Source organism: Streptomyces sudanensis (assembly GCF_023614315.1).
Taxonomy (GTDB): Bacteria; Actinomycetota; Actinomycetes; order Streptomycetales; family Streptomycetaceae; genus Streptomyces; species Streptomyces sudanensis.
Genome location: NZ_CP095474.1, coordinates 3,178,861 through 3,196,446 on the forward strand (window position 1 = coordinate 3,178,861; position 17,586 = coordinate 3,196,446).

Sequence of the window (17,586 nt, forward strand, 5' to 3'; positions counted from 1 at the left end):
GGGGTAGGCGGCGGCCGTACACCGGTAGGGGAGGAACGGGCCGTCCGCGTTCGATGCACGGTGGCGTAGGAACCTCAGCATGGGCGGTCTTCCGGGGAGCCGGCTCCGGTGAGGAGTTCCGCGGTGACCGTGTAACCACCGTGGTTGTCGTGGACGACGACCCGGTGGGCGAGGGCGTTGACCATGCTCAGGCCCCGGCCGTGCTCGGCCCGTTCGCCCTGCCTCCGGGCCTTCGGGACCGTACCGGCTCCTCCCTCGTCCGTCACCGACAGGGCCACCACCCGCGGGGAGACGGCGACCGCCAGGTGGAAGCTGCCGGAGTGTGAGCCGCTGGCCGTGTAGAGGACGGCGTTCGCACTCAGCTCGCTCACGATCAGCTCGGCGTCGTCGACCAGGGGAGATCCACGCAGGATGTCCCGGGTCCAGCGGCGGGCCCGGCTGACCTCTTCGGGGAAACCTGGGCAAGACAATCCCCAGACCCGGGCCATACTCGTATACTCGTGCATACAAGTTCCTTCATGCTGGTAGGCCGCCATGTGCAGCGGGTTCGGGCTAGACGAGTTTCACTCCGTCGTGGGCGCGGACGGCCGGCGGGGATATCGCGTCGAGTGCGTCCAGGACGCGGATCGCGTACGCCTCGTCGGCGAGTTCGGTGACTTCCTCACGGGTGGCCCAGCGCAGCGCACGGGTCTCCTCGCCCGTGGTGGGCGTGCCGTCGGCGGCCTCGCAGCGGAAGACCAGGGAGACGATCAGGCCCGTCATGTTCTTGTAGACACCGGTCAAGGTCGCGGGAAGCGCGATCTTGATACCGGTCTCTTCGAGGACTTCGCGCTGGAGGGCTTCGGGAATGGTCTCCTCGCGTTCGAGGACTCCGCCCGGGGGCTCCCAGTGGCCATTGTCGCGGCGCTTGATCAGGAGGGCCCGGCCCTGGTCGTCGACGATGACTCCGGCGACGCTCACGGAATGCGGACGGTCGGTGCTCACGGTCCTCGGCCCTCTCGGCTGGCTAGGCTCTCCACCGTAGCAACAACACTCGCCCACTCGTCTAGATACCTAAAGGAGTACATGTGTCCCCCCTCCGCTCCGGCCTGCTGGGTGCCCTCGACCCCACGAGTGATCGTGCGGTCTTCCGGCAGATCGCCGACCAGTTGCGCGAAGCCATCGACCGCGGCCGTTTCAAGGAGGGCGAGAAGCTGCCCTCGGAAGCCGAGCTCGTGGAGCACTACGGGGTGTCCCGGATGACCGTCCGCAACTCCTTCTCCGTCCTCCAGGGGGAAGGGCTCGTGCACGCCGAACACGGCAAGGGCGTCTTCGTGCGACCACGGCCGCCCGTGCGGCGGCTCGCCTCCGACCGGTTCGCCCGGCGCCACCGGGAGCAGGGCAAGTCCGCGTTCATCGTGGAAGCGGACGCGGCCGGCAGTCACCCCCAGGTCGACAGCCTGGAGGTCAAGGAGGAGAAGGCCGGCCAGGACGTCTCCACCCGACTCGGGTCCGTGCGCCGCGTGCTCGCCCGTCGCCGCCGCTACCTGCTGGACGGCCGCCCGGTGGAGTTCGCCACCTCGTACCTGCCGCTCGACATCGCGCGCGGTACGCCGATCGCCGAACCCAACCCGGGACCCGGCGGGATCTACGCCCGCCTTGAGGAGCTGGGTCATCGCCTGGACCACTTCGAAGAGGAGATCCGCGCCCGGATGCCCTCGCCGGACGAGGTCAAGACACTCCGGCTAGCCTCCGGCGTGCCCGTGATCCACCTGATCCGGACCGCGTACGACACGGAGGGGCGACCCGTGGAGGTCTGCGACACGGTCATGGCGGCGGACGCCTACGTCCTGTCGTATCAGCTCCCGGCGACCTGATCGCGGGGGCGGTGGTGGTGCGCGGGGGTGCTTCTCCGGACTCGTACACCCCAACAGGCATACTCGTATAGACGAGTGGGCAAGTTGTGTGGCAAGGTGGTCGTCGTTCCCGGAGATCGGGTTCGAAGGTCACATCTTGTATAGACGAGTAGATGGGGAGAAGTCTTGCGTACCATCCGTGTGGAGACCTCGGCCGCGACGATCCTGCTGACCGAGGCTCCCGAGCCCAAGGTCCGCGACCGCCAGACGGGGGAGGTCGCCAAGGACGCCGTGAGCGGTGAGGCGCTGATGACGATCGGTGTCGTCTACATCGAGGACGGGGAATCGTCGCTGATCAAGGTCACGGTTCCGGAGAGCGGCGTTTCCGAGGGGCTGGTCCTCGGCTCGCCGGTCTCGCTGCCGGGACTGGTGGCCCGCCCGTGGGAGAGCGTCTTCAACGGGCAGCAGCGGCACGGCATCGCCTTCCGTGCCGCCGCCGTCACCCCGGCCCCGTTCCCGGCCGCCGTGGGGGCCGCCTGATGACGGACCTCGCGACGCTCCTGGAGGTGGGTGGCCCCCTCGCCGCGCTCGGTGGAGGGGCCGCCTACGCCCGGGCCAAGCATCCGGCGGTCTACTGGTCCGCGGTCGGCCTGCCGGTCTCCACGGTCCGGCTGCTCGGCTCGTACGGCTCGGTCATGGAGGCGTGCGGCCTGACCGTGGCGCCTTCCCGGCTGCGGGTCCTGGCGGTCAAGGCCACCACTCGCCGTGAGGTCCGGCCCGTACCGCCCCGCCGGGGCATCATCCGGCCCACCTCGACCGGATTACGGCTCCGGCTGCGGCTCGCTCCGGGGCAGGAACCGGCGGACGTGGCGGCCTCGGCCGAACGGCTGCGGCACGCCTGGGGGGTGCACGCCGTGTACGTCAGGACGGTCAAGCCGGGTGTCGTCGAACTCCGGCTCGTCGGCTTCGACGTGCTGCGGCGGGTGCGGATGCCCCGCAAGATCGACGCCGGGCTGCTGAAGGTGCCCGTCGCGCTGCGCGAGGACGCCACCCCCTTCGTACGCGACTACCGGACCATCCCGCACCAACTCACCCTCGGTGCGACGCTGTCCGGCAAGTCCATGTACCTGCGGCACCTCGTCGCCGGCCTCGCCCGTCAGCCGGTTGCCCTGGTCGGCGTCGACTGCAAGCGGGGCGTGGAGCTGGCGCCGTTCGCCGCCCGACTGTCGGCTCTCGCGACCGACCCAGAACAGGCGGCCGAGCTGCTGCCCGTGCTCGTGAGGGAAATGGAGGACCGGTACGACCTGATCAAGGCCCGGCAGGGCATCGCACCCGACACCCCGGCGGAGGAGATCACCTCCGACGTCTGGGGCCTGCCGGAGAACGAACGGCCCATACCGGTGGTGCTGTTCGTGGACGAGGTGGCAGAACTCTTCCTCGTCGCCACGAAGAAGGACGAGGAACGCCGGGACGAGATGGTCACCCAGCTCATCCGCCTCGCTCAGCTCGGTCGGGCCGCCGGCATCTACCTGGAGGTGTGCGGGCAGCGCTTCGGCGCCGAGTTGGGCAAGGGGGCGACCATGCTGCGGGCCCAGTTGACCGGCCGCGTCTGCCACCGCGTCAACGACGAAGCCTCCGCGAAGATGGCGCTCGGCGACATCGCCCCCGAGGCGGTCATGGCCGCCTGCGCCATCGCGCCCGAACGGCCGGGTCTGGCCGTGGCCGGTGACACCTCCGGCGGCTGGTCCCGCATCCGCACCCCGTACCTCTCCCTCGGGGAGGCCGCCGACATCTGCCGCAAGGCGGCGCACCTGGTGCCCGACCTGCCCGCGCTCAAGCCCTTCCGGCCCGACGTGCCCGTACGGCCGGTCGAACCCCCGGCCCCGGTCGTCCAGCCGCGTCCGGCGACCGGCTGACCGTCCCCTTCCCGACCCGGTCGGCGTGACCGTCTCACGCCACGTCCCTACCCCTCCCATGCCCGAATCCGAAAAGGAGCCGCCGCATGCGCGTCCACCTGGCCCGTGTCGACGCGGTGCTCGTCCAAGCGGTCATCGCCGCCGCGCTGTCCTTCGCCCACCTGCACGACCTCGCCTCGGCGGCCGGGCAGGACGGGTGGAAGGCGTGGGCCTACCCCGTATCGGTCGACCTGCTGCTCGTTGCCGCCTGGCGCCGGCTTCGGTCCGGTGAGGCGAAAGCTGCCGGGTGGTGCTGGTTCGTGATCGCGCTCGCCGCCTCCCTCGGCGCGAACGTCGCCACCGCCGGCCTGCTCGACATGGACGAGGTCCCCGCCTGGCTGCGCATCCTCGTCGCAGGCTGGCCCGCGGTCGCCTTCCTCGGCGGAACCCTCCTCGCCCACTCCACGCCGCCGACGGCGGACAAGGAAACCAAGTCCGCCCAGCGCGATGAGGGCACCGGGGACCAGGAGGACGACTCCGAACCCCCGCCCGAGGAACCGTCCACCCGGCCCGACGCCGTGGAAGCACCACCCGCGCGGCCCGCCGTGGCCGTCCCGGCCGCACTGGTCGAACACGCCCGCAAGGTCGCCGCGGAGCACCACGCCCGTACCGGAGCACCCATCGACACCCCGACCCTGCGCGCCCGCCTCGGCGTCCCCGCGCCCCTGGCCGAAGCCATCGCCGCCCACCTCTGAGAGGAGACCCGCATGACCGCCCGTCGCCGCTTCCGCTCCGTCATCCGCATCGGCCCGGTACAGGTCGGCACGTACTACGACGGCCGCGGCCGGGAGAAGCACGCCGCCGCCTGCACGGCTCCGCGCTGCGGCTTCTCCGCCGACTACGACAGCCGTGCCGCCGCCGAGCTGGCCGCCCGTACCCACCGCTGCCCCGTCCGCTGAAAGGACCCGCACACCGTGACCGTCAGCCTGCCGCTCGTCGTCGTCCTCGGCTTCTTCGCCTGGGGAGCGGTCAAGTTCCTCGGCGTCCGCACCTGGATCGTCGTCATGATCACGCTCTTCGGCTTCTGGCTCTCGCAGACCTTCATGGCCCCGGCCATCGAGTCCGGCACGCGCTCCGGCGTGGACATCATCAACGGCTCACATGACTAGACGAGTAGGTAAGGAGAGCTTCGCCGTGTTCCTGCCCAAGTACCCCGACAGCCCCACTCCGCCGCCCGCGCACACCCCCACCACGGCCGACCGGGCGCCCGTCCGGCGTCCGGTCCCGCAGGTCTCCGTCAGCACCGGAGCGGTCGTGGCCGTCCTCGTCGGCGGCGTCGTGCTGACCGCGCTCCTGGCGGCCGTCGCCGTCACGGCCGTCTCCGTGGCCGTCGCCGCCGTGGTCCTGCGCTCGCTGCTGCGCGACCAGCACCGCCGCTGACGCACCGGACCCCGGGGCGGCCTCGATACCGCCAAGCATCCGCCGCCCCGGGGCCGTCTCCCTCCAGCCGAACCAGAAGGAGAAAGCCATCATCACCCGCGCCACTCCGCCTCCGCTCCGCGAACTCGGCGAACTGGCCGCCCTCGGCACCATGCCCGCGCTCCTGCGCCAACTCGCCGGACTCGGCGGCTGCACGCACCCGATCCGCCTCGACGGCCACCGCACCGAGTACGACGTGAACACCCGGACCGGTGAGATCGGCCGCGTCCTGCACCACCTCGACTCGTCGGCCCTCCCGGCCGGTCAGCTCCTCGTGCGCTGCAACAACCGGCGTACGACCCGCTGCGCGGCCTGCGCCGAGGTCTACCGCCGCGACACCTTCCAGCTGATCACCGCCGGACTGCGCGGCGGCAAGGGCGTCCCCGAGCAGGTCGCCACCCATCCGCGGGTCTTCGCCACCTTCACCGCTCCCGGCTTCGGCCCGGTCCACAACCGTCCCACCGGCCCGGCCGGCACGGTCCGCCCCTGCCGCTGCGGCGCCCGCCACGACCAGGACGACGCCGTCCTCGGCACCGCCCTCGACCCGGACACCTACGACTACGAAGCGGCCGTGCTGTGGAACGCGCACGCCGGTCCGCTGTGGCGACGCTTCTCGATCTATCTGCGCCGGGAGGTCGCCAAGCGCGCCGGCCTCACCCAACGGGCCTTCCGCGAACACGCGCGGGTGTCCTTCGCCAAGGTTGCCGAGTACCAGAAGCGCGGCGCCGTCCACTTCCACGCCGTCATCCGCATCGACGGCCCCGACGGTGGCGACTCCCCGCCTCCGGCCTGGGCCACCGCCGAACTGCTGACCGACGCCATCCGGGCCGCCGCCACCGCTGTCCGCGTCGACGGCCCGGTCGTCGACGGCCGCGCCCACACCTTCGCCTTCGGCCGACAGCTCGACATCCGTACGATCCGCTCGGTCGACTTCGACGGCGGCCGGGAACTGACCGAACGGGCCGTGGCCGCCTACATCGCCAAGTACGCCACCAAGGGCGCCGAGACGGCGACGGGCGCCCTCGACCGGCCGCTGAAGTTCGCCGCCGAACTCGCCCAACTCGACATCAGCGACCACGCCCGCCGCCTCATCCGCACCGCCTGGACCCTCGGCGCCCACAAAGACCTGAAACACCTCCGCCTGCGCGCCTGGGCCCACATGCTCGGCTTCCGCGGCCACTTCTCCACCAAGTCCCGCCGCTACTCCACCACCCTCGGCGCCCTCCGCGACGCCCGCGCCGCATGGCGCCGCGCACAGGCGCTCGCCTCCCTACCCGACGAACGACGCCCGGCCGGCGACGACCCGGACGGCCGGGAGGAGACGACGTACGTCCTCGCCCACTGGGCCTACGCCGGTACCGGTCTCGGCCCCGCCGAAGAGTGGCTTTCCGCGTCCCTCGCCCGGGACCTCCAGCCCAACAGCGAAACCGCCCGTGAAGCCCTGTACGCCATGAAAGGAGACCGGTCGTGAGTGACGTCCTCCTGACCGTCGAGCAGGCCGCCGAACGCCTCGGCACCACCACCCGCTTCCCCCGGCGGCTCATCGCGGAACGCCGGATCACCTTCGTGAAGGTCGGCCGCCACGTCCGCATACCGGCGCGGGTCCTGGAGGCGTACATCGAGGGCAACACCGTCCAGCCGATCCGCCGCCGGCGCTCCCGCTATGGAAGGGCGGCCTGATGGGGAACAAGAAGGGCACCCGGCGTCGGTTCGGTGCCGTACGTCAGTACCGCTCCGGTCGCTGGACCGCGAGCTACCAGGGGCCGGACGGGCAGGAATTCCGTTCGCCCGAGACGTTCGCGACCAAGCGGGACGCGGAGGTCTGGCTCTCACAGATCGAAGCCGACCTGTCGCGCGGGAACTGGCAGGACCCGGACGCGGGCGCCGTGAACTTCAAGGAGTACGCCCTCCAGTGGGTCGACGAACGCGGGCTCGCCGCCACGACCGACGAGCTGTACCGGCGCCTCCTCCGGCTGCACCTCCTCCCCGCCTTCGAGGACCTGAACCTCGACGAGATCACCGCCCCGCGTGTCCGCACCTGGCGGACCGAACGCCTCAAGGCCACGGGTGCCACGACCGTTGCCAAGGCGTACCGGCTCCTGAAGGCCATCATGGAAACCGCGGTCGACGACGAGCTGATCCGCCGGAACCCGTGCCGCATCCGGGGCGCGGGCAAGGAGGCCGCCGCCGAACGGCAGATCGCCACCGTCGACCAGGTCGACGCGCTCGCCGACGCCGTCGGGCCCCGCTGGCGGCTGATGGTCTTCCTCGGGGCCTACGGGCCCATGCGCCCGGAGGAACAGGCCGAGCTGCGCCGCAAGGACGTCGACCTGGACGCCATGACCATCCGGGTACGCCGTGCCGCGCCCGAGCTGACCACCGGCAAGCGTGCGGAAGGGCCCACCAAGTCCGAAGCCGGAAGGCGGGTCGTCGTCCTGCCGGCCTTCCTCCGGGCCGACCTCCGGCGCCATCTCGACTGGTACGCGGAGAAGGGGCCGGAGGGGCTGCTGTTCGTGGGGGAGAAGGGCAAGCCGTTCCGCCGCTCCACCTTCGGCCGGAAGTGGCGCCGCGCCCGTGCCGCAGTCGGCATGCCGGACGGCTTCCGCTTCTACGATCTTCGCCACACCGGCCACACCCTGGCGACCCGTTCGGGCGCCACGCTCAAGGACACGATGGTCCGCGCGGGGCAGTCGTCGGAGAAGGCCGCGCTGATCTACCAGCACTCGGACCTGACCCGGCAGCAGGAGGTTGCAAGGGGGCTCGACGACCTCGTGCGGGCCGCCCGCCGAAAGGGCGCCGATCCGTCATCTGGTGCGGATCTGGTGCGCGACGCCTAGCGTGGTCCAGACAACAGACAAGGCCCTGGCCCCATGACCAGGGCCTTCGCTATGGAGCGGGTGACGGGAATCGAACCCGCGCTCTGAGCTTGGGAAGCTCATGTTCTACCATTAAACTACACCCGCACAGCGGCCGGAGGTCCGGGCCGCATCGCCGCTCACTTTACCCCATCCGCCCCTCGGTGTGTCGCGCCGTGGGGTCTTCGTGTGTCGGGCGCCGGGGATCCGGCGCTTGGGGGACGGGAGTTGGGGCATAGGGTGAAGGCCGGGGTGCCGCCTGGAGCGGTGTCCCGTTGATCCCCTAATGTGGCTGTCTCGTCCACCGCTTGCTGGGGAAAGGGCCTGATGGACTTCATGGAGCGAACCGTCGTCCGGTGTGCCGAGGGGCACGTGTTCAGTACCGCGACGTTCCCGATGCAGAACCTCGGGGCCGGGCGGATCGGGCCCGGGCGGCTCCTGCGCTGCCCCCGGTGCGCGCGGCTCCGGCACGCCGTGCCCGTGGGGGCGGCGGCCGAGCGGGGCTGACGGCCCGTACGGCTCCGTCACCCCTGGTGGGAGGCGCGCGGGCGCCCGTCCGGTTGGGGCGGCCCCGCGCGCTCTGCGTATCCTCGGGGCGTGCTTCTCTCAGACAAGGACATCCGGGCCGAGATCGAATCCGGACGGGTGCGGATCGACCCGTACGACGAATCCATGGTCCAGCCCTCGAGCATCGACGTGCGGCTCGACCGCTACTTCCGGGTGTTCGAGAACCACCGCCACCCCCACATCGACCCGGCCGTCGAGCAGGTCGACCTCACCCGGCTGGTGGAGCCGGACGGGGACGAGGCGTTCATCCTGCACCCCGGGGAGTTCGTGCTCGCCTCGACGTACGAGGTCGTGTCCCTGCCCGACGACATCGCCTCCCGGCTGGAGGGGAAGAGCTCCCTCGGGCGGCTCGGCCTCGTCACCCACTCGACCGCGGGTTTCATCGACCCCGGTTTCTCCGGGCATGTCACCCTGGAGCTGTCGAACCTCGCGACCCTGCCGATCAAGCTGTGGCCGGGGATGAAGATCGGCCAGCTGTGCATGTTCCGGCTCAGCTCGCCGGCCGAGTTCCCGTACGGCAGCGAGCGGTACGGGTCCCGGTACCAGGGGCAGCGCGGCCCGACGGCCTCGCGGTCCTTCCAGAACTTCCATCGGACGCAGGTGTGAGCATGAGCGGTGCACGGGAGGACCTCACCTACGAGGGCTTCGGGCGCGCGGTGCGCGAACTGGCCCGGACCATCGCGGACGACGGCTACGAGCCGGACGTGGTGCTGTCCATCGCCCGCGGCGGCGTCTTCGTGGCCGGTGGCCTCGCCTACGCGCTCGACTGCAAGAACATCCACCTCGTGAACGTGGAGTTCTACACGGGTGTCGGCACCACCCTGGAGATGCCGGTGATGCTCGCGCCCGTCCCGAACGTGATCGACTTCAGCGACAAGAGGGTCCTGATCGCCGACGACGTCGCCGACACCGGGAAGACCCTGAAGCTCGTCCACGACTTCTGCCTCGGCCATGTCGCCGAGGTCCGGTCTGCCGTCATCTACGAGAAGCCCCAGTCCCTCGTGAAGTGCGAGTACGTCTGGAAGCGCACCGACGACTGGATCAACTTCCCCTGGAGCGTCGAGGGGCCCGTGGTCCGGCGCTCCGGGCAGGTCCTCGACGCCTGAGGGCGCGGGAACGCGGAAGGGGGAGCGGCCCGCGGGCAGCTCCCCCTTCGCGCCGGTCGGCGCGGTTCCTACAGCGTTCCCAGCTTGATCAGCGACAGCAGCGCCACCAACTGGATCGCCGACGCGCCCAGGGCCTTCGGCCAGGGCAGGTCGTGGGACTTGCTCACCATGGACGTGAACAGCGCGCCCGCCGCCAGCCACGACAGCCAGCCGATCACCTGCACCAGGCCGTTCTCCCCGCCCAGGAACATCGCGAACAGCAGGCGCGGGGCGTCCGTCATCGCCATGATCAGCATCGACAGGCCCACCGTCGGCTGCCACGCCCCGTTGCCGCCGAGCTGACGGGCCAGGGTGTGCGTCACCGCGCCGAGGATCAGGCCGCCCACGACGAACATGACGCCGGTGAGCAGGACCGCCGGCACCGCGGTCGAGAGGGTCGAGTTGATCGTCTCCTCGCGGGCCTTGTCGAAGCCGAACAGTGCCAGCAGGCCGTAGACGAAGGTGACCGTCAGGGCCGGCAGCCAGACCGCGTGGTCGCGCATCTGCCAGAACGTCGCGCCCGGGCGCACCACGATGCCGGTCAGGAGCCGCTGCCACGGCAGGCGCGGCCCCGAGGGGGCGGCGGGGTCCGCGCGGTGGGTCTCCGGCGGCCCGTACGGGTCCTCGTGCACGCTGAACATCTGGGTGTGGCCAGGGTTGTTCGCGGTGTGCGCGTGGGACGCGTGGGACTGCCGGGGGTGGTGCGGGTGCGGCGCGGCCTGCTGGTGGTACGGGTCGCCGAAGTACTCGGGCTCGCCGTGCGCGCGGTCGTCCCTCGGCCACTGCTGCGGCGGGGCGTACGGCGGCGCCTCGCCGTTGCCGTACGGCCCCTGGTGGGGGTGCGGGGGCTGCTGCCCCTGTTGGCGCGGGGTGCGGTTGCCCCGGCCGCGTCCGATCCTGAATCCAGCCACGTCTACGAACGTACCCGGTTACGTCCGTACGGGCGTAACCGGCCTTGCGGCGGGCCCTGTTTGCTGCCGAGCTGTGACATCCCGGGCGGACGCGGGTGCGGGAACGGCGGGGCGGCCGGGCCGACCCGTGGTGGTCGGTCCGGCCGCCCCGCCGTGGCGCGCCGCCGGGCGCCGGCGTTACTTCGCCGGCTCGGGCTCCGGGGCCGCGTCGGACGCCGGGGCCTCGGGCTTCGGGGTCCTGACCGACTCCAGGAGGAGCTGCGCCACGTCCACGACCTGGAGCGACTCCTTGGCCTGGCCGTCGTTCTTCTTGCCGTTCACCGAGTCCGTCAGCATGACCAGGCAGAACGGGCAGGCCGTGGACACGATGTCCGGGTTGAGCGACAGGGCCTCGTCGACGCGCTCGGTGTTGATGCGCTTGCCGATGCGCTCCTCCATCCACATCCGCGCGCCGCCGGCGCCGCAGCAGAAGCCGCGTTCCTTGTGGCGGTGCATCTCCTGCTGGCGCAGGCCGGGGACGGCGGACATGATCTCGCGCGGCGGCGTGTAGACCTTGTTGTGCCGGCCCAGGTAGCACGGGTCGTGGTAGGTGATCAGGCCGTCGACCGGGGTCACCGGGACGAGCCTGCCCTCGTCGACGAGGTGCTGGAGCAGCTGCGTGTGGTGGATGACCTCGAACTCGCCGCCGAGCTGCGGGTACTCGTTCGCGATCGTGTTGAAGCAGTGCGGGCAGGTCGCGACGATCTTCTTCGCCGACTTCGGCTTCTTCGTCGACGGCTCGTCCTCGTCCTCGCCGAACGCCATGTTCAGCATCGCGACGTTCTCCTGGCCGAGCTGCTGGAACAGCGGCTCGTTACCCAGGCGGCGGGCGGAGTCGCCGGTGCACTTCTCGTCCCCGCCCATGATCGCGAACTTGACGCCCGCCATGTGCAGCAGCTCCGCGAAGGCCTTGGTGGTCTTCTTGGCGCGGTCCTCCAGGGCGCCGGCGCAGCCGACCCAGTACAGGTAGTCGACCTCGGAGAGGTCCTCGACGTCCTTGCCCACGATCGGGACCTCGAAGTCGACCTCCTTGGTCCACTCGACGCGCTGCTTCTTCGCCAGGCCCCAGGGGTTGCCCTTCTTCTCCAGGTTCTTGAGCATCGTGCCCGCCTCGGACGGGAACGCGGACTCGATCATCACCTGGTAGCGGCGCATGTCGACGATGTGGTCGACGTGCTCGATGTCGACGGGGCACTGCTCGACGCAGGCGCCGCAGGTGGTGCAGGACCACAGGACGTCCGGGTCGATGACGCCGTTCTCCTCGGCGGTGCCGATCAGCGGGCGCTCGGCCTCGGCGAGGGCGGAGGCGGGGACGTCCTTCAGCGCCTCGGCGGACGCCTTCTCCTCGCCCTCCGCGGTCTTGCCGCCGCCGGCGAGCAGGTACGGGGCCTTGGCGTGCGCGTGGTCGCGCAGCGACATGATCAGCAGCTTCGGGGAGAGCGGCTTGCCGGTGTTCCAGGCGGGGCACTGCGACTGGCAGCGGCCGCACTCGGTGCAGGTGGAGAAGTCGAGGATGCCCTTCCAGGAGAAGTGCTCGACCTGGGAGACGCCGAAGACGGTCTCCTCGGCGCCCTCCTCGTCGTCGAAGACGGTTTCGAAGTCGATCTCCTTGCCGCCGGACGTCATCGGCAGCAGGGCGCCCAGCGCGGTCCCGCCGTCGGCGTTGCGCTTGAACCAGATGTTGGGGAAGCCGAGGAAGCGGTGCCAGGCGACGCCCATGTTGGTGTTGAGCGAGACCGTGATCATCCAGATCAGGGAGACACTGATCTTCACCATGGCAGCGAGGTACACCAGGTTCTGCAGGGTGCCGGTGCTCAGCCCGTCGAAGGCGAGGACGAGCGGGTACGACACGAAGTAGGCCGGGTCGTACGAGTCGACGTGGTGCAGCGCGCCCTCCAGGCCGCGCAGGACCAGGATGACCAGGCCGATGGTGAGGATGACGTACTCGACGAAGTACGCCTGCCAGGCCTTGGAGCCGGCGAAGCGCGACTTGCGGCCGGGCCGGGACGGCAGGCTCAGCAGCCGGATCACGATCAGGACGGCGATGCCGAGGACGGTGGCCAGGCCGATCGCCTCGGTGTACATCTCGAACGGCAGGAAGCCGCCGACGACCGGCAGGGTCCAGTCGGCCCGGAAGAGCTGCCCGTACGCCTGCGCCAGGGTGGGCGGCAGGGTGAGGAAGCCGATCGCGACGAACCAGTGCGCGAAGCCGACGATCCCCCAGCGGTTCATCCGGGTGTGGCCGAGGAACTCCCGGACCACGGTGGCGGTCCGGGCCTTCCAGTCGTCGGTGCGGCTGCCGGCCGGCACGGGCTGGCCGAGCCTGACGAACCGGTAGATGTGCGCGATCGCTCGGGCAAAGAGCGCAACGCCGACCACGGTCAGGGTCAGCGACACAATGATCGCGGCGAGTTGCATGGGGGCTCCTCGGGCCTGCGAGGTGGGAGTTCGGCACTACTAAGCGGTAACTTATTGGGTTCGCTGTCGAGCGTACCCAGTTATTCCGCCGCACTGTAGCCGCGTACGCGGTGATCTGCGTCGCTCAGGCGCGCCGGGCCGCCGCCCGCGGCCGGCGGCATCTCGCCCCGTACGGCGCGGGGCGACCGTGACGGCGCGTCCAGGGGCAGTGGGCGTACGGGCGGGGTGCGCGGGGTGAGGGTCCGGCCGTGCGGGCCGGTCGCGGTCTCTCGTAGGAGGACATCGCCGGGCGGGTGGCGCGGGTCGCGGACGGTCGCGGCGACGAGGGGCGCGGGTGCGGCGAGGGCGAGGAGTGCGGAGCGGGCCGGGGGCCGGATCCGGGATGCGTTCGGGGGCGTGGCGCGGCACCCGGCCGTTCCGGGGGGTCGTGGCGGGGTGGTGGCAGCCGTTCCGGGTGACCTGATGGGTAAATCCGGCAAGAGGTGTAGAGAGGGTTAAAGCGGTGAGAATCACCTGATGTGCAGCAGGATGGGCTGGGGACGTCCGCGCGGCGGCTCGATGCGCCATGCATTGCGTATAAGAGCCGGATAAAAGTTGAGCCGGATCGGCTCAGGTCTGTTGACGGGGGCAGGCGGCTGGTGCATCCTTGAGTCTGTTCCGCTCAAGTCAGCTGGAGGAATCGAAATGGCACGTGCGGTCGGCATCGACCTGGGCACGACTAACTCCGTCGTCAGCGTTCTGGAAGGCGGCGAGCCCACCGTCATCACCAACGCCGAGGGCGCCAGGACCACGCCGTCCGTCGTCGCCTTCGCCAAGAACGGCGAGGTCCTCGTGGGTGAGGTCGCCAAGCGGCAGGCCGTCACCAACGTCGACCGGACCATCCGCTCGGTCAAGCGCCACATGGGCACGGACTGGAAGATCGAGCTGGACGGGAAGAAGTTCAACCCGCAGCAGATGTCCGCGTTCATCCTGCAGAAGCTGAAGCGGGACGCCGAGGCGTACCTGGGCGAGAAGGTCACGGACGCGGTCATCACCGTCCCGGCGTACTTCAACGACTCCGAGCGGCAGGCGACCAAGGAGGCCGGCGAGATCGCCGGCCTGAACGTCCTGCGCATCGTCAACGAGCCCACCGCCGCTGCCCTGGCGTACGGCCTCGACAAGGACGACCAGACGATCCTCGTCTTCGACCTCGGCGGCGGCACCTTCGACGTCTCGCTGCTGGAGATCGGTGACGGCGTCGTCGAGGTGAAGGCCACCAACGGCGACAACCACCTCGGTGGCGACGACTGGGACCAGCGCGTCGTCGACTACCTGGTCAAGCAGTTCCACAGCGGCCACGGCGTGGACCTCTCCAAGGACAAGATGGCGCTCCAGCGCCTCCGCGAGGCCGCCGAGAAGGCGAAGATCGAGCTGTCCTCGTCCACCGAGACCTCGATCAACCTCCCGTACATCACGGCGTCCGCCGAGGGCCCGCTGCACCTGGACGAGAAGCTCACCCGCGCCCAGTTCCAGCAGCTCACCGCCGACCTGCTCGAGCGCTGCAAGATCCCGTTCCACAACGTCATCAAGGACGCGGGCATCCAGCTCTCCGAGATCGACCACGTCGTCCTCGTCGGCGGTTCGACCCGCATGCCCGCCGTCGCCGAGCTCGTCAAGGAGCTGACCGGCGGCAAGGAGGCCAACAAGGGCGTGAACCCGGACGAGGTCGTGGCGATCGGCGCCTCGCTCCAGGCCGGTGTCCTCAAGGGCGAGGTCAAGGACGTCCTGCTCCTCGACGTGACCCCGCTGTCCCTCGGCATCGAGACCAAGGGCGGCATCATGACCAAGCTCATCGAGCGGAACACCACGATCCCGACGAAGCGCTCCGAGATCTTCACCACGGCGGAGGACAACCAGCCGTCGGTGCAGATCCAGGTCTACCAGGGCGAGCGCGAGATCGCCGCGTACAACAAGAAGCTCGGCATGTTCGAGCTGACCGGCCTTCCGCCGGCCCCGCGCGGCGTCCCGCAGATCGAGGTCTCCTTCGACATCGACGCCAACGGCATCATGCACGTCACGGCCAAGGACCTCGGCACGGGCAAGGAGCAGAAGATGACCGTCACCGGCGGCTCCTCGCTCCCGAAGGACGAGGTCGACCGGATGCGCGAGGAGGCCGAGCGGTACGCGGAGGAGGACCACAAGCGCCGCGAGGCCGCCGAGACGCGCAACCAGGGCGAGCAGCTCGTCTACCAGACCGAGAAGTTCCTCGCCGACAACGCCGACAAGGTCCCGGGCGAGATCAAGACCGAGGTCGAGACGGCGGTGAACGAGCTCAAGGAGAAGCTGAAGGGCGAGGACACCGCGGAGATCCGCACCGCCACCGAGAAGGTCGCGGCCGTCTCCCAGAAGCTCGGCCAGGCCATGTACGCCGACGCCCAGGCGGCCGGCCAGGCGGCGGGCGGCGCCCAGGCGGACGCCGACGGCGCCAAAGCCGACGACGACGTGATCGACGCCGAGATCGTCGATGACGAGAAGCCGAAGGGCGGGGCCGCATGACGGAGGAGACCCCGGGGTTCGAGGAGAAGCCCGACGTCCCCTCCGGCGCCACCTCCGACGACGCCGCCGAGACCGCCGAGAGCCCTTCCACCGAGGAGGGCGCGGCGGCCCCGGCCGGGGACGCGAACCAGACGGACCAGTCGATCGGCCTGACCGCCGAGCTGGACCAGGTCCGCACCGCGCTCGCCGAGCGCACCGCCGACCTCCAGCGGCTCCAGGCCGAGTACCAGAACTACCGCCGCCGAGTCGAAAGGGACCGGGTCGCGGTCAAGGAGGTCGCCATCGCGAACCTCCTGTCCGAACTGCTGCCCGTGCTCGACGACATCGGCCGGGCGCGGGAGCACGGCGAGTTGGTCGGCGGCTTCAAGTCGGTCGCCGAGTCGCTGGAGGCCACCGTCGCGAAGATGGGCCTCCAGCAGTTCGGCAAGGAGGGCGAGCCCTTCGACCCGACCGTGCACGAGGCGCTGATGCACTCGTACGCGCCGGACGTGGAGGAGACGACCTGCGTGGCGATCCTCCAGCCGGGCTACCGGATCGGCGAGCGGACCATCCGTCCCGCGCGTGTCGCCGTCGCCGAGCCCCAGCCGGGCGCCGCGCCGGCCTCGAAGGAAGAGCAGCCGGCCGACGAGGAGAGCGGTGGCCCCGAGGAGGGCTGACGGCCGCAGGGCCGGCGGTCGCGGGACCGCCGGCCCCGGACCCGACGCGGTGACCGTCCGGGAGGAGGGACGTCGATGAGCACGAAGGACTTCGTCGAGAAGGACTACTACAAGGTCCTCGGCGTCCCCAAGGACGCCACCGAAGCCGAGATCAAGAAGGCGTACCGGAAGCTGGCCCGCGAGTTCCACCCGGACGCCAACAAGGGCGACGCCGCCGCGGAGGCCCGCTTCAAGGAGGTCTCCGAGGCGAACGACGTCCTCGGGGACCCCAAGAAGCGCAAGGAGTACGACGAGGCACGCGCCCTCTTCGGCAACGGCGGCTTCCGGCCCGGCCCCGGCGGCCAGGGCGGCACGTTCAACTTCGACCTGGGCGACCTGTTCGGCGGCCAGGGCGGGACGGGCGGTGCCGGCGGCTTCGGCGGCGGGCTCGGGGACGTCTTCGGCGGCCTGTTCAACCGGGGCGGCACCGCCGGCACCCGTACGCAGCCGCGCCGCGGCCAGGACGTCGAGTCCGAGGTGACGCTCAGCTTCACCGAGGCGGTCGACGGGGCCACCGTCCCCCTGCGCATGTCCAGCCAGCAGCCCTGCCGGGCGTGCTCCGGCACGGGCGACAAGAACGGCACGCCCCGCGTCTGCCCCACGTGCGTCGGCACCGGCCAGGTGTCGCGCGGCTCGGGCGGCGGCTTCTCGCTGACCGACCCGTGCCTGGACTGCAAGGGACGCGGACTGATCGCCCAGGACCCGTGCGAGGTGTGCCGCGGCAGCGGACGTGCCAAGTCCTCGCGCACCATGCAGGTCCGCATCCCGGCGGGGGTCTCCGACGGGCAGCGGATCAGGCTGCGCGGCAAGGGCGCGCCCGGCGAGCGGGGCGGCCCGGCCGGCGACCTGTACGTGGTCGTCCACGTCGGCGAGCACCCGGTCTTCGGCCGCAGGGGCGACAACCTCACCGTCACCGTGCCCGTCTCGTATCCGGAGGCGGCCCTCGGCGGCGAGATCAGGGTGCCGACCCTCGGAGGGCCTCCGGTCACGCTGAAGATCCCCCCGGGCACCCCCAACGGCCGTACGATGCGGGCCCGCGGCAAGGGCGCGGTCCGCAAGGACGGCACGCGCGGCGACCTGCTGGTCACGGTCGAGGTCGCCGTACCGAAGAAGCTGGACGACAAGGCGCGCGAGGCTCTGGAGGCGTACCGTCGAGCCACCGCGGACGAGGACCCGCGGGCGGATCTGTTCCAAGCCGCGAAGGGGGCTTGA

General features: G+C 70.8%; 20 protein-coding genes and 1 tRNA gene. 16 read left to right on the forward strand and 5 right to left on the reverse strand.

Annotation, left to right across the window (positions count from 1 at the left end):
• Positions 1–74 precede the first annotated feature (74 nt).
• Both MW084_RS14795 and MW084_RS14800 read right to left on the reverse strand, forming a co-directional pair.
• Complete coding sequence (locus MW084_RS14795) at positions 75–506, reverse strand: ATP-binding protein (protein WP_029553585.1); 432 nt, start codon at positions 504–506, stop codon at positions 75–77.
• Positions 507–552: 46 nt separating this feature from the next.
• Positions 553–960: an NUDIX hydrolase gene (locus MW084_RS14800; protein WP_029553586.1), complete on the reverse strand. Its 408-nt coding sequence runs from the start codon at positions 958–960 to the stop codon at positions 553–555.
• Positions 961–1,067: 107 nt separating this feature from the next.
• Between MW084_RS14800 and MW084_RS14805 the strand changes: the two genes are divergently transcribed.
• From MW084_RS14805 to MW084_RS14850, 10 genes are all read left to right on the forward strand, one after another.
• Positions 1,068–1,856: a GntR family transcriptional regulator gene (locus tag MW084_RS14805; RefSeq protein ID WP_010471713.1), complete on the forward strand. Its 789-nt coding sequence runs from the start codon at positions 1,068–1,070 to the stop codon at positions 1,854–1,856.
• A 165-nt stretch (positions 1,857–2,021) separates the two neighbouring features.
• The gene (locus MW084_RS14810) at positions 2,022–2,375 is read left to right on the forward strand and encodes an SCO3933 family regulatory protein (RefSeq protein ID WP_029553587.1); all 354 of its coding nucleotides are present in this window, start codon (positions 2,022–2,024) and stop codon (positions 2,373–2,375) included.
• Positions 2,375–3,751 (forward strand): FtsK/SpoIIIE domain-containing protein, encoded by a 1,377-nt coding sequence (locus tag MW084_RS14815; RefSeq protein WP_010471716.1) that lies wholly within the window; start codon positions 2,375–2,377, stop codon positions 3,749–3,751. The genes MW084_RS14810 and MW084_RS14815 overlap by 1 nt, the downstream gene beginning before the upstream one ends.
• Positions 3,752–3,837: 86 nt before the next feature.
• Positions 3,838–4,485: a DUF2637 domain-containing protein gene (locus MW084_RS14820; protein WP_010471717.1), complete on the forward strand. Its 648-nt coding sequence runs from the start codon at positions 3,838–3,840 to the stop codon at positions 4,483–4,485.
• A gap of 12 nt (positions 4,486–4,497) precedes the next feature.
• A complete protein-coding gene (locus MW084_RS14825) occupies positions 4,498–4,689 on the forward strand; it encodes a mobile element transfer protein (RefSeq protein ID WP_010471718.1) in 192 nt (63 codons plus the stop codon).
• Positions 4,690–4,704: 15 nt separating this feature from the next.
• On the forward strand, positions 4,705–4,899 hold the full coding sequence (locus MW084_RS14830; protein WP_010471719.1) for a hypothetical protein: 195 nt from the start codon (positions 4,705–4,707) through the stop codon (positions 4,897–4,899).
• A gap of 25 nt (positions 4,900–4,924) precedes the next feature.
• Entirely contained in the window at positions 4,925–5,170 is a 246-nt protein-coding gene (locus tag MW084_RS14835; RefSeq protein ID WP_010471720.1) for a hypothetical protein, read from the forward strand.
• 151 nt (positions 5,171–5,321) lie between these two features.
• The gene (locus MW084_RS14840) at positions 5,322–6,680 is read left to right on the forward strand and encodes a replication initiator (protein WP_010471721.1); all 1,359 of its coding nucleotides are present in this window, start codon (positions 5,322–5,324) and stop codon (positions 6,678–6,680) included.
• Complete coding sequence (locus MW084_RS14845; protein ID WP_010471723.1) at positions 6,677–6,889, forward strand: excisionase family DNA-binding protein; 213 nt, start codon at positions 6,677–6,679, stop codon at positions 6,887–6,889. Before MW084_RS14840 ends, MW084_RS14845 begins: the two co-directional genes overlap by 4 nt.
• Positions 6,889–8,046, forward strand: coding sequence for a tyrosine-type recombinase/integrase (locus tag MW084_RS14850; RefSeq protein ID WP_010471724.1), 1,158 nt, complete (start codon positions 6,889–6,891; stop codon positions 8,044–8,046). Before MW084_RS14845 ends, MW084_RS14850 begins: the two co-directional genes overlap by 1 nt.
• A 52-nt stretch (positions 8,047–8,098) precedes the next feature.
• Here the strand turns inward: MW084_RS14850 and MW084_RS14855 are convergent.
• Positions 8,099–8,172: transfer RNA gene (locus tag MW084_RS14855), tRNA-Gly, on the reverse strand.
• 219 nt (positions 8,173–8,391) lie between these two features.
• Here MW084_RS14855 and MW084_RS14860 point away from each other — a divergent pair.
• The 3 genes from MW084_RS14860 to MW084_RS14870 all read left to right on the forward strand — a co-directional run bounded on the left by MW084_RS14860 (position 8,392) and on the right by MW084_RS14870 (position 9,737).
• Entirely contained in the window at positions 8,392–8,571 is a 180-nt protein-coding gene (locus MW084_RS14860; protein WP_010471726.1) for a hypothetical protein, read from the forward strand.
• A gap of 90 nt (positions 8,572–8,661) precedes the next feature.
• Positions 8,662–9,237: a dCTP deaminase gene (gene dcd / locus MW084_RS14865; RefSeq protein WP_010471728.1), complete on the forward strand. Its 576-nt coding sequence runs from the start codon at positions 8,662–8,664 to the stop codon at positions 9,235–9,237.
• A gap of 2 nt (positions 9,238–9,239) precedes the next feature.
• Positions 9,240–9,737: a phosphoribosyltransferase gene (locus MW084_RS14870; RefSeq protein WP_010471730.1), complete on the forward strand. Its 498-nt coding sequence runs from the start codon at positions 9,240–9,242 to the stop codon at positions 9,735–9,737.
• A 68-nt stretch (positions 9,738–9,805) separates the two neighbouring features.
• Here the strand turns inward: MW084_RS14870 and MW084_RS14875 are convergent, their stop codons facing one another.
• Entirely contained in the window at positions 9,806–10,687 is an 882-nt protein-coding gene (locus tag MW084_RS14875; RefSeq protein WP_010471731.1) for a Yip1 family protein, read from the reverse strand.
• 177 nt (positions 10,688–10,864) lie between these two features.
• Positions 10,865–13,144 carry a (Fe-S)-binding protein gene (locus MW084_RS14880; protein WP_010471732.1) on the reverse strand — a complete coding sequence of 760 codons (2,280 nt, stop codon included), beginning with the start codon at positions 13,142–13,144 and terminating at the stop codon, positions 10,865–10,867.
• Positions 13,145–13,828: 684 nt separating this feature from the next.
• Between MW084_RS14880 and dnaK the strand changes: the two genes are divergently transcribed.
• From dnaK to dnaJ, 3 genes are all read left to right on the forward strand, one after another.
• Positions 13,829–15,679: a molecular chaperone DnaK gene (gene dnaK / locus MW084_RS14885; protein WP_010471734.1), complete on the forward strand. Its 1,851-nt coding sequence runs from the start codon at positions 13,829–13,831 to the stop codon at positions 15,677–15,679.
• Positions 15,676–16,335, forward strand: coding sequence for a nucleotide exchange factor GrpE (gene grpE, locus MW084_RS14890; protein WP_010471735.1), 660 nt, complete (start codon positions 15,676–15,678; stop codon positions 16,333–16,335). Before dnaK ends, grpE begins: the two co-directional genes overlap by 4 nt.
• 75 nt (positions 16,336–16,410) lie before the next feature.
• Complete coding sequence (gene dnaJ / locus MW084_RS14895) at positions 16,411–17,586, forward strand: molecular chaperone DnaJ (RefSeq protein ID WP_010471737.1); 1,176 nt, start codon at positions 16,411–16,413, stop codon at positions 17,584–17,586.

Coding starts and splice junctions, on each gene's coding strand:
- MW084_RS14795 (WP_029553585.1), bottom strand. CDS start 506: ATGCACGAGTATACGAGTATGGCCCGGGTCTGGGGATTGTCTTGCCCA.
- MW084_RS14880 (WP_010471732.1), bottom strand. CDS start 13,144: ATGCAACTCGCCGCGATCATTGTGTCGCTGACCCTGACCGTGGTCGGC.
- MW084_RS14840 (WP_010471721.1), top strand. CDS start 5,322: ATGCCCGCGCTCCTGCGCCAACTCGCCGGACTCGGCGGCTGCACGCAC.
- MW084_RS14870 (WP_010471730.1), top strand. CDS start 9,240: ATGAGCGGTGCACGGGAGGACCTCACCTACGAGGGCTTCGGGCGCGCG.
- dnaJ (WP_010471737.1), top strand. CDS start 16,411: ATGAGCACGAAGGACTTCGTCGAGAAGGACTACTACAAGGTCCTCGGC.
- MW084_RS14815 (WP_010471716.1), top strand. CDS start 2,375: ATGACGGACCTCGCGACGCTCCTGGAGGTGGGTGGCCCCCTCGCCGCG.
- MW084_RS14820 (WP_010471717.1), top strand. CDS start 3,838: ATGCGCGTCCACCTGGCCCGTGTCGACGCGGTGCTCGTCCAAGCGGTC.
- MW084_RS14860 (WP_010471726.1), top strand. CDS start 8,392: ATGGACTTCATGGAGCGAACCGTCGTCCGGTGTGCCGAGGGGCACGTG.
- grpE (WP_010471735.1), top strand. CDS start 15,676: ATGACGGAGGAGACCCCGGGGTTCGAGGAGAAGCCCGACGTCCCCTCC.
- MW084_RS14850 (WP_010471724.1), top strand. CDS start 6,889: ATGGGGAACAAGAAGGGCACCCGGCGTCGGTTCGGTGCCGTACGTCAG.
- dnaK (WP_010471734.1), top strand. CDS start 13,829: ATGGCACGTGCGGTCGGCATCGACCTGGGCACGACTAACTCCGTCGTC.
- MW084_RS14825 (WP_010471718.1), top strand. CDS start 4,498: ATGACCGCCCGTCGCCGCTTCCGCTCCGTCATCCGCATCGGCCCGGTA.